We start from the raw sequence: 12347 nt of genomic DNA on the forward strand, positions 1-12347 counted from the left end.
AGATGGGAATAACTATCAATCACCCAATAGCGACAGCGGCAGCGGCTGGTCGGTCACGCAGTCGTACAGCAGGTCGGTGACGCGGCCAGCCGGCAGGCAGCCGTAGCGCTGCGGTGCCACGATCATCAGCAAGCCGTCGTCGGCCGGGCGCGGCAGCCAGCGCTCGTTGTCGCTGATGCTGATCGGCCCCACGCCAAAGCGGCGCAGCATGGGTAGCGAATAACTCCAGGCCTTGTACTGCCGCATGATGCGCGGAAAATGCTGGTAGCCGTAGCTGGTAATCGCCGGGTCGATACCGATACGGGCAAAGAAAGCCAGCTCGCGCTGGCGTGCTTCTTTTACTTCAGCGGCAAAACGCTGCCGGGCCTCGGCCTGACGCTGTGGCGGAAAGCGCGCCAGATAGGCGCTGCGCTGGCGGTCGGCCACGTCCATGCCGCCATGAAAGGCCAGCACCCCGTGGTAACCCAGCTCGCGCTGGCTGGCGGCGGTAAACACATAGTTGGCGCAGGCCGAATTGCAGTAGCGCGGCACGTGCACGCGCAAGCGGTGCTGCGCCACCCACTCGCCCAACGCCAGCCCCAGGTTGAAGGCGCCGCCGCTGCTGCTGATCACCAGCGTATGCGGCTTCAGCGTGGCCGCGTCGTACAGTGCGAACAGACGCTGGTTGGCGGCAGCCGACAGCTCGCCGTCGTACACCAGCGCGTCGCCCGCGTAAGACAGCGTAACGCTGGTTTGTGCCAGCGCCTGCGCGGCCAGCAATGCGGCCAACAGTGCCGTGATGATCCTGATACCCATGCCCTTGCCTCCTGCCAGCACTATACAAGCACAACAAAAACCCCGCTGCGTGCAGCGGGGTGTGGAGGCAGGCAAGCAAGGGCTTACAGCGGATGCAGGCGCGCGGTGAAGTGGCGCAGGATAGGCGGCTCGTAGTCGAAGCCCAGACCGCGGATGCTGCTAGCGCGCTGCTGGATGTCGATCAGGCAGTCGGCGATGTAGTCCATGTGGTCGTTGGTGTACACGCGGCGCGGGATGGTGAGGCGCAGCAGCTCGAACGGCGACGGTTCCTGCTCGCCGGTAGCCGGGTTGCGGCCCAGCAGCAGCGAGCCGATTTCCACGCCGCGAATGCCGCCTTCCAGGTACAGCTCGCACGCCAGCGCGTGCGCCGGGAACTGCCCGGCCGGGATGTGCGGCAGCAGCTTCTTGGCGTCCACAAACACGGCGTGGCCGCCGGTCGGTGTCTGGATCGGAATGCCGCCTGCGGCCAACCTGTCGCCCAGGTACGCTACCTGGCCGATACGGTAGGCCAGATAGCCTTCGTCCATGCCCTCTTTTAGGCCCACTGCCAGCGCGGCCATGTCGCGGCCGGCCAGGCCGCCGTAGGTGACAAAGCCCTCCATCGCCACACAACGCACCTGCACGCTGCGGAACAAGTCTTCGTCGCTCTTGAAGCAGCACAGGCCGCCGATGTTCACCAGCGCGTCCTTTTTGGCCGACATGGTGAACATGTCGCCGTGGCTGAACATCTCGTACACGATGGCCGCTACCGACATGTTGGCGTAGTCCGGGTCGCGCTGCTGGATGAACCAGGCGTTTTCGGCAAAGCGCGCCGCGTCGATGATCACCGGAATGCCGTGGCGGCGCGCCAGCGCGGCCGACTCGCGGATGCTGGCCATGCTTACCGGCTGGCCGCCAGCGCTGTTGCAGGTCACGGTGATGATCAGGCCGGCCACGTTGGCCGCGCCGTGTTCTTCGATCAGCGCCGCCAGGCGCGGCAGATTGAAGTCGCCTTTCCAGTCGTAGGCGGTGGTGGTGTCCAGCGCCTGCGGCGTCAGCACGTTGATGGCTCGGGCGCCCGCAATCTCGACGTGCGCCTTGGTGGTATCAAAGTGATAGTTGGACAAAAACACCGGCTGCTGGCTACCGCAGCGTTTCACCAGCTCGGGGAACAGGATCTGCTCGGCGCCACGGCCCTGGTGGGTGGGCAGGGTGTGGGCGTAGCCGAACACCTCTTTCACCGTGGCTTCCAGCTCGTAGAAGTTGCGGCTACCGGCGTAGGCTTCGTCGCCCATCATCACGCCGGCCCACTGGCGGTCCGACATGGCGCCGGTGCCGCTGTCGGTCAGCAGGTCGATGTACACGTCTTCACCGCGCAGCAGGAACGGGTTCCAGCCGGCGGCGGCCAGTGCCTCGCGGCGGTATTCGGGGGTGGTCTGCTTGATGGGTTCTACCATCTTGATGCGGAACGGTTCGGGGATGCGTCGTGCCATGTTGATGCTCCATGCCTGCGACCAACCTTGCTGCCGGGCACGCCGCTACCACGCCGGCCAAGGGCGTGACGGGGCGACGCGGCGGCACACTGCGGGCGCGACCATAGCGCGCAGCAACGCAGCGTGGCAGGGCCACAGGTGTCAGTAGATTGTTTAGTTTGGCTTTAAAACAGACGGACAGCCGGATAGCTGCCCAGGGGCATCAGGCGCGAGGGAAGTCGTTGGCCAGTACAACGTCGAGGTTATACCAGTTGGGCAGCAGGCTGCGGCAGGCGCTGCTTGCTGCGGGGCAAACTAGCGGTTTCATGGACGTTCTCCAGTGTGTCGGGTGGCCGCGCGGGCCACACTGCAGCCTACGCCAGCGGCCGGCTGGCAGCAAGATTTATCGATGCTTCACCGCAGCAATTCGATAGTGAAAACCACAAATCAGCTCTGGAATATTTACACTATAAGAATATGCATATCAAATAAGTTTCACCAATTTATTACAATATAACGCCATAAATGTTCATTTTGGCGCATTTTTCTATTGCATTAACGCCAAAGCATCAGCACAATCCGACGCCTTGCCAAAGTCCGCCCCGATAAAAACAGGACTGTGCACCTCACTCACTACTAGAGAAAGACCCTCATGTACCGACAACACCCTCGCGGTCTGTACTTGCTGTTCGTGACCGAAATGTGGGAACGCTTCAGCTACTACGGCATGCGCGCCATCTTCGTGCTGTTCATGGTGAAGGCGCTGATGTTCGACAAGGCCTACGCCTCCGAAATCTACGGCAGCTACACCGGCCTGGTGTACTTTGCGCCGCTGCTGGGCGGCTACATTGCCGACCGCTATTGGGGCAACCGCCGCGCCATCGTCAGCGGCGCGCTGTTGATGGCCGCCGGCCAGTTCGCCATGTTCTTTGCCGCCACGCTGTACCAGCAGCCGGCCACCGCCACCCCGCTGATGTTCGGCGGCCTGGCGCTGCTGATCGCCGGTAACGGCCTGTTCAAACCGAACATCTCGTCGATGGTGGGCCAGCTGTACCCGGCCGGCGACAAGCGCGTGGACTCCGCTTTCACCCTGTTCTACATGGGCATCAACGCCGGTGCGCTGCTGGCGCCGCTGGTGTGCGGCACGCTGGGCGATACCGGCCACCCAGCCGACTTCAAGTGGGGCTTCCTGGCCGCCGGTATCGGCATGCTGCTGTCGCTGGCGCTGTTCCTGAGCTTCCGCAACCGCTACCTGGTAACGCCGGAAGGCGCTGCCATCGGCCTGCCGCCCAAGCGTCACCATGAAAGCGGCGAGAAGATCCAGCACGCGCCGCTGACGCGCGAAGAAAAAGACCGTCTGGCGGTGATCATGCTGCTGTCGGCGTTCGTGATCTTTTTCTGGTCCGCCTTCGAGCAGGCCGGCGCCTCGCTGACCTTCTTTGCCGAAGAACAGACCAACCGCCAGCTGCTGGGCTGGACGGTGCCGGCCTCGTTCTTCCAGAGCATCAACCCGGTAGTGATCGTGGTGTGCGCGCCGCTGTTTGCCTGGCTGTGGCTGACGCTGGGCAAGAAGGGCCTGGAGCCGAACTCGCCGATGAAAATGGCCATCGGCCTGCTGCTGCTGGCCATCGGTTACCTGATCATCGCGCTGGGCGTGAACGGTCTGGAGCCGGGCGTGAAAGTAAGCATGCTGTGGCTGATCAGCCTGTACAGCATCCACACCTTCGGCGAGCTGTGCCTGTCGCCGATCGGCCTGTCGCTGGTGGTGAAGCTGTCGCCGGCACGCCTGGTATCGATGATGATGGGCGTGTGGTTCCTGTCCAGCGCACTGGCCAACAAGTTTGCCGGCGTGCTGTCCGGCCTGTACCCGGAGCCGGGCAAGCCGCTGCCGGTGTTCATGGGCTACACCGTGTCCAACCTGCACGACTTCTTCATGCTGTTCGTGCTGATGGCTGGCGGCGCCGCGCTGGTGCTGTTCCTGCTGTCGGGCAAGCTGAAGAAAATGATGCACGGCTTGGGCTAAGCATACGTGCACGGTCTGCTGCGCGTGGGCGATACGGCGTTAAAAGCGCCTTCGGCATGCTCATTTACCATGTGTAAACTGCGCTGCCTCAGTCACTTTCGCCTTGTCTCGCGCCCGCTCGCAAGAGCGTGAATACGTTCACCAGCCTGCTACATCGATAAAAAAGCCGGTTCGCGCACGCGACCGGCTTTTTTCCTGCCTGCCTCAAGGCCGGCAAGCGCTTACAGCACCGGCCACGGCAAGCCGGCCGGCGGGTTGGCCGCCAGGTAATCGGCCAGCGCTGCTTGCGGCCAACGTTCGCCCCACACCGGCGGGCACACAAAGCGGTGCGTTTCGCCGGCCAGCGTGAACGCCAGCGCGTAAGCGTGCAGGTAACCGCGGTCGGCGGCGCTGCCGCCGTATAGCGCATCGCCCAGGATGGGCGCGCCCAGCGACTTCATCGCCACCCGCAGCTGGTGGGTCTTGCCGGTGCGCGGGCGCAGCACGAACAGGCGCAGGCCGGGCGCCAGGCTGTGGCTGAAAAACTGCGTCACGGCAGGGTTGGCCGCGCTTTTGCACAGCTTCCAGGCGCCGCCACGGCCCTTGTCCATATCGCCCTTGATCAGGCCCTGCTTGCGCGCCGGCTTGGCGTCCGACAGTGCCAGGTAGTACTTTTCCACGTCGCGGCCGGCAAAGGCGGCGCCCAGCTCGGCGGCGTCCTGCTGGCTGCGCGCTACCACGATCAGGCCGCTGGTAATGCGGTCCAGCCGGTGCACCGGCCACAGCGCGTCGCCGGGCAGTGCCTCGCGCAGCAAATCCATCAAGCCGGGGGTATCGCCTTCGCGATGAAAACCTAGGCCGGGGGCCTTGTGGACGAGGTGGAAGCGGGGGTGGCTGTATACGAGCTGGAAGGCGGACATGGCGGGGTTTCTCGACTGGGACGCGCATTGTAGGCGATGCCGGCGTCGGCCCCAAGCGCCGGCTGCACCTGCAGGCCGGGCCATTCCAGCCGCAGGAAGTCGTCGTCGCGGCCGGCGACGCGGTAGCCCATTTCGGCGTAGAAGGCGCGCACCGGTTTGTCGTCGCGCAGGCAGCACAGCGTAACGCGGCCACGGCTGAGCTGGTGCAGCACCGCCAGTACCCGCCGCCCCATGCCCTGGCGCCGCCACGGCGCCAGCACCACCAGCAGGTGGATGTGCAGGCCGTACGGCCGCCGCGACAGGCTAACCAGCGCAACCTCCTGCCCGCCGTGGCGGTACCAGAACAAGGTGCCGTCGGCAAAACTCTGCTCGAAGCCCTGGCGCTGCAGCTGCGCGTCCCAGCCCTGGCAGCGGCTGAGCTTGCCCTGCATGCCGTCGCAGTACACGGCGTAGGCGCGCAGCTTGTCCGAGGCCGGCAGCGGCAGCAGCCCGTGGCTCATGACACCGTGGCCTGCTGCATGCGTTGCTCGGCTTCCAGCCGCATCTGCTTGCGGATTTCGGCTTCGCGGAAGCGCTTGCGGTGGACGTCGCTGTCCAGCGACAGCGGCGGCACCGGCACCGCCTTGCCGTCGGCCCAGGCCACCATGGTGAAGTAACAGCTATTGGTGTGGCGCACGGTGCGCTGCTGGATGTTTTCGGCTACCACCTTGATGCCCACTTCCATCGAGGTGCGGCCAACGTGGTTGACGCTGGCCAGGAAGGTGACCATCTCGCCCACGTGGATGGGCTGCTTGAACAGCACCTGGTCTACCGACAGCGTCACCACGTAACAGCCGGCGTAGCGGCTGGCGCACGCGTAGGCCACCTGGTCCAGCAGTTTCAGCAGCACGCCGCCGTGCACGTTGCCGGAGAAGTTGGCCATATCCGGCGTCATCAGCACCGACATGGTGAGTTCGCGCTGGTTAACAGAGTGTTCGCTCATTGATAGTCATTCCTGTTTCATTCTTTTTGCATGGCGGCGTAAAATCGACGCCCCCTCCCCCCTACGGCATACCGGCACCATGTCTTCCCTGTCCCGGCTTTTCCGCTACGCCAGCGCCTACCGGCGCGACGCGTGGCTGGCAACGTTGTTTTCCGCTACCAACAAGTTTTTCGACATCCTGCCCGAAGTGCTGATCGGCGTGGCCGTGGATGTGGTCGTCAGCAAGCAGGACTCGTTCCTGGCCCGGCTGGGCATTACCGACAGCTTCGAGCAGCTGCTGTGGCTGGGCGCCCTTACCGTGCTGATCTGGGCCGGCGAATCGCTGTTCGAGTACCTGTACCAGCTACGCTGGCGCAACCTGGCGCAAAACCTGCAGCACGAACTGCGGCTGGACGCCTACCGCCACGTGCAGCAGCTGCCGCTGTCGTATTTCGAGGATAAGAGCACCGGCAATCTGATGTCCATCCTCAACGACGACATCAACCAGATGGAGCGCTTCCTCAACGGCGGCGCCAACAGCATCATCCAGGTGGTGTGTTCCTCCATTATGGTGGGCGGCGTGTTCTTTTACCTGGCGCCGCAACTGGCGATGATGGCGCTGTTTCCGGTGCCGCTGATCCTGGTGGGCACCTTCTGGTTCCAGAAACGCATTGCGCCGCGCTACAGCGCGGTGCGCGAAGCGGCTGGCGTGATCAACGGCCGCCTCAACAACAACCTGCTGGGCATTGCCACCATCAAGGCGTTTACCGCCGAAACGTTCGAGGCCGAGCATATCCGCGACGCCAGCGAGCACTACCGCACCACCAACGCGCGCGCCATCCGCCTGTCGTCGGCCATCATCCCGGTGATCCGCATGGCCATCCTGGCCGGCTTCGTGGTGACGCTGGTGTACGGCGGCTGGCTGGCGCTGCACGGCGATATCGGCGTCGGCAGCTATTCGGTGCTGGTGTACCTGACGCAGCGCCTGCTGTGGCCGCTGGTGGGCCTGGCCGACATTGCCGACTTGTACCAGCGCTCGATGACCGCCATCGACCGCGTGCTGGGCGTGCTGGCCACGCCGGTCACCATCCCCTACGATGGCAAGGCGCTGCCTGCCGGCACAGTATCGGGCCAGCTGGCTTTCGAAAACCTGTCATTCGGCTACGGCGACCTCACCGTGTTGCACAATGTGTCGCTCACCATCCCTGCCGGCCGCACCGTGGCCTTTGTCGGCGCCACCGGTTCGGGCAAGAGCACGCTGATCAAGCTGCTGCTGCGTTTCTACGATGCCGGTAGCGGCAGCATCCGCCTGGACGGCCAGGATATCCGTACCCTGTCGCTGACCGACCTGCGCCGCCAAATCGGCTACGTCAGCCAGGACGTGTTCCTCACCGACGGCAGCGTGGCTGACAACATCGCCTACGGCATGGGTAAGGTTGACCGCGACGCCATCGAAGCCGCCGCGCGCGCTGCCGAGGCGCACGCGTTCATCCAGCAGCTGCCGCAGGGCTACGACACGCCGGTGGGCGAGCGCGGCCAGAAGCTGTCCGGCGGCCAGCGCCAGCGCCTGGCGCTGGCCCGCGCCATCCTGAAAGACCCGCGCATCCTGGTGCTGGACGAAGCCACCAGCGCGGTGGATAACGAAACCGAGGCCGCCATCCAGCGCTCGCTGGACGTGGTATCGCGTGGCCGCACCACGCTGGTGATTGCCCATCGGCTGTCCACCGTGCGCCACGCCGACTGCATTCACGTGATGGAGCAAGGCAGCATCATCGAATCGGGCACGCATGAGGTACTGCTGGCACAGCAGGGCAGCTACGCTGCGCTGTGGCGCCTGCAGACGGGCGAGCGCGAAAGCTGAGCACACCAGCATGAACATCAGGCCTGCCTTCATCTGCAGGCCTTTTTTTATGGTCTATGCTTATAGACAACGCAGCAAACTGTCATCGAAATGAGTATCGGCGCCCTCTCTGCGGCCAACTACGGCAGCGCTTACGCCAGCCCGGCAAAGATGATGACGGCCTGTAGTCCGGGCTGTCAGTGCAGCCGTTGCCTGGCCGCCAGCGTGACCAGCACGCCAGCGGAAGCGCCTGGCGGAACGGGCCGTGGCCAAAAGGGTGTAGCTGCATTAAGCGAGGAAGAACAGCAGCAGGTAGACAAGCTGAAAGCGCGCGACCGCGAAGTGCGCGCCCACGAGCAGGCGCATATCGCCGCTGCTGGCGGGCTCAGCGTCAGCGGCCCCAGCTACAGTTACCAGCAAGGGCCGGACGGGCAGCGTTACGCGGTGGGCGGCCACGTCAACATCGACGTCAGCCCGGGGCGTACGCCGGAAGAAACGCTACGCAAGGCGCGTGCCGTGGAGCGTGCCGCACTGGCCCCCGCTGAACCTTCCGGCCAGGACCAAGCCGTGGCCGCACAAGCCAGACAGATGGCGCTGCAGGCGCAGGCAGAACAAGCCGCCGCCCGGCAGGGGGGCAACAACATTGCAAGAACTTACCAGCCGCAAGACAGCACGGCCCCCGCCCTGCAAGGTCGCGGCATTGATACACGGGCATGACCACCATGCATCACTACCTTTACCTGTTGCACCCTACCCGGCCGGACATGCTGCGCAGCGGCCTGAGCGACCACGAAGCCGAATGCATCAGCCAGCACACCTGCTACCTGGACGACTTGTGCCTGGCCGGAAAGGTGACGCTGTTCGGTCGCACCACCACCAACGATGAACGCGTGTTCAGCATGGTGCTGGTCAATACCGGCATCGAGGATGAAGCGCGTCGCATCATGCAGGCCGACCCGGTGATAACCGGCGGCGTGATGCGCGGTGAGCTGTTTCCGTTCCGTATCAGCGGCATGCGCGGCATGAAGGTGTAAGCCCTGCCGGGCGTTTACAGCCAACGGCGGACGCGCTGGCAATACGCGGCGTAGGCGTCACCGAAACGCGCCCGCAAGGCGCGCTCTTCCGGCACGATCTGCAGCCGATCGATCCACAGCCCCCACAACAGTGGCCCGGCCAGGGCTACGGCCTGCCCCAGCCACACGCCCCAAGCCAGCAGCAGGCACAGCATGCCCAGATACATCGGGTTACGGCTGAAACGGTAAAAGCCCGACACCACCAGCTGGCTACTGCGCTGTGGCTGTAGCGGGCTGAGGGTGGTGCGCCGCCGCACAAACGCCCACACCGCGCTGCCTTCCAGCCACACCGCCAGCAGCAACAGCCCTCCGCTCACGGCCAGACTGACACCCTCCGGCAAAGACAGCGGCCACTGCGGCCAACGTCGTGCGGCCAGCGCCATGCCCCAGCCGCACAGCAAAGCCAGCAATGGCGGCGGAATGCGGCACGCCAGCCAGCGCATCATGCGGCTCTCCCTACCCGCGCCAGGCGCAGGCCGTTGAAGATCACCAGCAGGCTGGCGCCCACGTCGGCAAACACCGCCATCCACAGCGTAGCCACGCCAGCCAGCGCCAGAATGAAGAACAGTAGCTTGATGCCCAAGGCCAGCACGATATTGGCGCGCAGTACCGCCATGCTGCGGCGGGCGTGGGCAAACAGCTGCGGCAGCTTGTCGAGGCGGTCTTCCATCAGCGCCACCTGCGCGGTTTCCAGCGCGGTATCGGAACCCGCAGCACCCATGGCGATGCCCAGCTCGGCCTGCGCCAGCGCCGGCGCGTCGTTGACGCCGTCGCCCACCATCGCTACCGGCCCCTGCTGCGCCAGGCGACGGATATGTGCCAGCTTGTCATCCGGCAGCAGGCCGCCCAGCGCCTCGCCAATACCGGCTTGCGCCGCGGTGCGGCCAACCACCGCCTGCTGGTCGCCGGACAGCACCGTCAGCGCAATGCCCATCTGCTGTAACTGCGCCACTGCCGCCACCGCGTCCGGGCGCAGCGCATCGGCCACCAGCAGCAACGCCTGCGGTTCGCCATCGCGGCACAGCCACATCTCGCCGCTACCGTCGGGCACGCGTGGCAGCCATGGCGTGATATCGGCCCCCAGCCGGGCCAGCAGGCGGCGGTTACCCAGCGCCCAGCGCTGGCCCCCCACCGTGGCCTGTACGCCTTCGCCGGCAGTTTCTTGCAAGTCGGTCGCGGCCAGCAGCGGTATACCGGCGGCGGCTTGCAGCACCGCCCGCGCCAGCGGATGGGTAGAGTGCGCTTCCAGGCTGGCCGCTACCTGCAGCACGGCGTCGCGCGCCGGGCCGGAGGGCTGCAGCAGGATGTCGGCGATTACCGGCTCGCCACGGGTAAGCGTGCCGGTCTTGTCCAGCGCCAGGTAACGAATGCGAGCCGCCGCCTCCAGCGCGGCGCCACCCTTGACCAGCATGCCGCGCCGCGCCGCCGACGACAGCGCCGACACCAGCGTGACCGGGGTGGCGATCACCAGCGCGCACGGGCAGGCAATCACCAGCAGCACCAGCGCCTGGTACAGCGCCGCTTGCCACGTCATCACGCCGGCCAGTGGCAGGCCCAGTGCCAGCAGCACCGCCACGGCCACCACGATGGGGGTGTACACCGCCGCAAAACGGTCGATGAAGCGCTGGGTGGCGGCCTTGCCGGCCTGCGCGTCGCGCACGCTGCGGATGATGCGCGCCAGCACGCTGCCATCAGCCGCCGCCGTCACCTGCACCAACACCAGCCCCTGACCGTTGATGGCACCGGCAAACACGGCATCGCCCTCGCCCTTGTCCAGCGGCAGGCTCTCGCCGGTAATCGGCGCTTCGTTAAAGTCGCTGCGGCCGCTGACGATGACGCCATCCAGCGGCACGCGCTCGCCGGGGCGCACCCGTACTACGCGGCCCACTTGCAGGCTGTCGCTCGGGACGGCCTGCCACTGGCCCGCCACTTCTACCCAGGCGCTATCCGGCTTCAACGCCATCAGGCTGCGCACCGCCTCGCCGGCGCGCGCCAGCGACAGCGCCTCCAGCTTTTCCGACAGTGCAAACAGGAACAGCACCATTGCCGCCTCCGGCCACTGCTGCAGCACCATGGCGCCCAGCACGGCCAGGCTCATCAGAAAGTAGATATTGAGTGTGCGCAGCTTCAGTGCGTACCAGCCCTTGCGGGCGGTAGTGCGGCCACCGGCCAGCATCGAGGCCATGGCCAGCGCGGCGACCCACCAGGCGCCGTCGCTGGCACCGGCCAGCACGGCGCCCTCGGCGGCTGCGGCCAGCAGGCCGGCCAACCACAGTTGGCCGCGGCTTTCTAACGGCGCCGCTACCGGTGCGTCGGCCTCGTGTGCGGTCAGCAACCGTGCCGGCATGCCGGTGCTGGCCAGTGCAGCCTGCACTTCGGCCAGGCTGGCGTCGCGCTGGTGCACGGTGACCGTGCGCTCGATGTAATTGAAATCCACGCGCAGCACGCCGGTCACGTCGGCCAGCACCTTGTCTACCAGCCGCCCTTCGGTGGGGCAGTCCATGGCCGGAATGGCCAGCCGCCACGCCGTGCTGCCTGCCGGCGCATCGGCTGCTGCCGGGGCTGCCGTCAGCGTGCTGCTGCAGGCGTCGCCACTGCAGCAGGCGGCCTGGTCGTGGCTATGGCTATGGCTATGGCTATGGTCGTGGTCGTGGTCGTGGTCGTGGTCGTGGTCGTGGCGGGCAGTATGCGGCTGCGCCACGGCAACGGGGATGATCTTGCTGCCGGGTTTGGGTTGGTACAGGGCCATGCTGGTCTCCACAGAAGCGTGCTTGTCTTATTGCAAACCCTGTAGCTACTATAAGGTCAAGCCCCGAAGGAGAACGATGATGCAAATCGGCGAACTGGCAAAACGCACCGGCTGCGAAACGGAAACCATCCGCTATTACGAGCGCGAAGGCTTGCTGCCCGCGCCATCACGTAGCAGCAGCGGCTACCGCCGTTATGAACAGCCGCATCTGGAACAACTGGCCTTCATCCTGCACTGCCGCTCGCTGGGCATGCCGCTGGCCGATATCCGGCTGTTGGCCGGCTTTCACCAGCAGCCGGCCGCCGAGCCGTGCGATCGCGTCAACGCGCTGATCGACGAACAGATCCAGCGCGTGCACAGCCAGATCGAGGCCTTGCAGCGGCTGGAGCAGCAACTGCTGCAGCTGCGCGCCCGCTGCGACAGCCCGCATACACTGGCCGACTGCGGCATCCTGAAAACGCTGGACGACGCCGCCAGCGGCGAAGCCTGCGCCTGCCATAGCGACTGACCCCAGCCGCGCAGGCAAAAAAAAAGCCGGCTTGGTAGCCGGCCTAAC

The 12347-nt window shown here is 65.6% G+C and carries 12 protein-coding genes; 5 read left to right on the forward strand and 7 right to left on the reverse strand.

Annotated elements, in window-relative coordinates; all coding sequences use genetic code 11:
* Nucleotides 1-15 precede the first annotated feature (15 nt).
* Together FLQ03_RS03135 and FLQ03_RS03140 are read right to left on the reverse strand one after the other, a co-directional pair.
* Nucleotides 16-795, reverse strand: coding sequence for a hypothetical protein (locus tag FLQ03_RS03135; RefSeq protein WP_144371935.1), 780 nt, complete (start codon nt 793-795; stop codon nt 16-18).
* A gap of 83 nt (nt 796-878) precedes the next feature.
* Entirely contained in the window at nt 879-2267 is a 1389-nt protein-coding gene (locus tag FLQ03_RS03140) for a tryptophanase (protein WP_144371937.1), read from the reverse strand.
* Nucleotides 2268-2898: 631 nt separating this feature from the next.
* On the opposite strand from FLQ03_RS03140, the gene FLQ03_RS03145 reads away from it, so the two are divergent.
* Nucleotides 2899-4269, forward strand: coding sequence for a peptide MFS transporter (locus FLQ03_RS03145; protein WP_144371938.1), 1371 nt, complete (start codon nt 2899-2901; stop codon nt 4267-4269).
* Nucleotides 4270-4490: 221 nt separating this feature from the next.
* Here the strand turns inward: FLQ03_RS03145 and FLQ03_RS03150 are convergent, their stop codons facing one another.
* The 3 genes from FLQ03_RS03150 to FLQ03_RS03160 are packed head-to-tail and all read right to left on the reverse strand — an operon-like array spanning nt 4491 to nt 6150.
* Nucleotides 4491-5168 carry a TIGR01621 family pseudouridine synthase gene (locus FLQ03_RS03150; protein ID WP_144371939.1) on the reverse strand — a complete coding sequence of 226 codons (678 nt, stop codon included), beginning with the start codon at nt 5166-5168 and terminating at the stop codon, nt 4491-4493.
* Nucleotides 5102-5668, reverse strand: coding sequence for a GNAT family N-acetyltransferase (locus FLQ03_RS03155; RefSeq protein ID WP_144371941.1), 567 nt, complete (start codon nt 5666-5668; stop codon nt 5102-5104). Before FLQ03_RS03155 ends, FLQ03_RS03150 begins: the two co-directional genes overlap by 67 nt.
* Nucleotides 5665-6150: an acyl-CoA thioesterase gene (locus tag FLQ03_RS03160; RefSeq protein WP_144371943.1), complete on the reverse strand. Its 486-nt coding sequence runs from the start codon at nt 6148-6150 to the stop codon at nt 5665-5667. The genes FLQ03_RS03155 and FLQ03_RS03160 overlap by 4 nt, the downstream gene beginning before the upstream one ends.
* A gap of 79 nt (nt 6151-6229) precedes the next feature.
* Here FLQ03_RS03160 and FLQ03_RS03165 point away from each other — a divergent pair, with 79 nt between their 5' ends.
* From FLQ03_RS03165 to FLQ03_RS03175, 3 genes are all read left to right on the forward strand, one after another.
* Nucleotides 6230-7990, forward strand: a complete 1761-nt coding sequence (locus FLQ03_RS03165) for an ABC transporter ATP-binding protein (protein WP_144371945.1) — start codon at nt 6230-6232, stop codon at nt 7988-7990.
* 90 nt (nt 7991-8080) lie between these two features.
* Nucleotides 8081-8686 carry a putative metalloprotease CJM1_0395 family protein gene (locus FLQ03_RS03170; RefSeq protein WP_144371947.1) on the forward strand — a complete coding sequence of 202 codons (606 nt, stop codon included), beginning with the start codon at nt 8081-8083 and terminating at the stop codon, nt 8684-8686.
* Nucleotides 8683-9003, forward strand: a complete 321-nt coding sequence (locus FLQ03_RS03175; protein ID WP_144371948.1) for a YciI family protein — start codon at nt 8683-8685, stop codon at nt 9001-9003. Before FLQ03_RS03170 ends, FLQ03_RS03175 begins: the two co-directional genes overlap by 4 nt.
* A gap of 14 nt (nt 9004-9017) precedes the next feature.
* On the opposite strand, the gene FLQ03_RS03180 is transcribed toward FLQ03_RS03175, so the two are convergent.
* Entirely contained in the window at nt 9018-9488 is a 471-nt protein-coding gene (locus FLQ03_RS03180; protein ID WP_206210837.1) for a methyltransferase family protein, read from the reverse strand.
* The gene (locus FLQ03_RS03185; RefSeq protein ID WP_144371950.1) at nt 9485-11791 is read right to left on the reverse strand and encodes a heavy metal translocating P-type ATPase; all 2307 of its coding nucleotides are present in this window, start codon (nt 11789-11791) and stop codon (nt 9485-9487) included. Before FLQ03_RS03185 ends, FLQ03_RS03180 begins: the two co-directional genes overlap by 4 nt.
* Before the next feature lie 76 nt (nt 11792-11867).
* On the opposite strand from FLQ03_RS03185, the gene cadR reads away from it, so the two are divergent.
* The gene (gene cadR / locus FLQ03_RS03190; RefSeq protein WP_240802187.1) at nt 11868-12299 is read left to right on the forward strand and encodes a Cd(II)/Pb(II)-responsive transcriptional regulator; all 432 of its coding nucleotides are present in this window, start codon (nt 11868-11870) and stop codon (nt 12297-12299) included.
* Nucleotides 12300-12347 lie beyond the last annotated feature (48 nt).

This window comes from Vogesella urethralis (assembly GCF_007644045.2).
Taxonomy (GTDB): Bacteria; Pseudomonadota; Gammaproteobacteria; order Burkholderiales; family Chromobacteriaceae; genus Vogesella; species Vogesella urethralis.

Coding starts and splice junctions, on each gene's coding strand:
- FLQ03_RS03145 (WP_144371938.1), top strand. CDS start 2,899: ATGTACCGACAACACCCTCGCGGTCTGTACTTGCTGTTCGTGACCGAA.
- FLQ03_RS03135 (WP_144371935.1), bottom strand. CDS start 795: ATGGGTATCAGGATCATCACGGCACTGTTGGCCGCATTGCTGGCCGCG.
- cadR (WP_240802187.1), top strand. CDS start 11,868: ATGATGCAAATCGGCGAACTGGCAAAACGCACCGGCTGCGAAACGGAA.
- FLQ03_RS03150 (WP_144371939.1), bottom strand. CDS start 5,168: ATGTCCGCCTTCCAGCTCGTATACAGCCACCCCCGCTTCCACCTCGTC.
- FLQ03_RS03180 (WP_206210837.1), bottom strand. CDS start 9,488: ATGATGCGCTGGCTGGCGTGCCGCATTCCGCCGCCATTGCTGGCTTTG.
- FLQ03_RS03165 (WP_144371945.1), top strand. CDS start 6,230: ATGTCTTCCCTGTCCCGGCTTTTCCGCTACGCCAGCGCCTACCGGCGC.
- FLQ03_RS03170 (WP_144371947.1), top strand. CDS start 8,081: ATGAGTATCGGCGCCCTCTCTGCGGCCAACTACGGCAGCGCTTACGCC.
- FLQ03_RS03140 (WP_144371937.1), bottom strand. CDS start 2,267: ATGGCACGACGCATCCCCGAACCGTTCCGCATCAAGATGGTAGAACCC.
- FLQ03_RS03185 (WP_144371950.1), bottom strand. CDS start 11,791: ATGGCCCTGTACCAACCCAAACCCGGCAGCAAGATCATCCCCGTTGCC.
- FLQ03_RS03160 (WP_144371943.1), bottom strand. CDS start 6,150: ATGAGCGAACACTCTGTTAACCAGCGCGAACTCACCATGTCGGTGCTG.
- FLQ03_RS03175 (WP_144371948.1), top strand. CDS start 8,683: ATGACCACCATGCATCACTACCTTTACCTGTTGCACCCTACCCGGCCG.
- FLQ03_RS03155 (WP_144371941.1), bottom strand. CDS start 5,668: ATGAGCCACGGGCTGCTGCCGCTGCCGGCCTCGGACAAGCTGCGCGCC.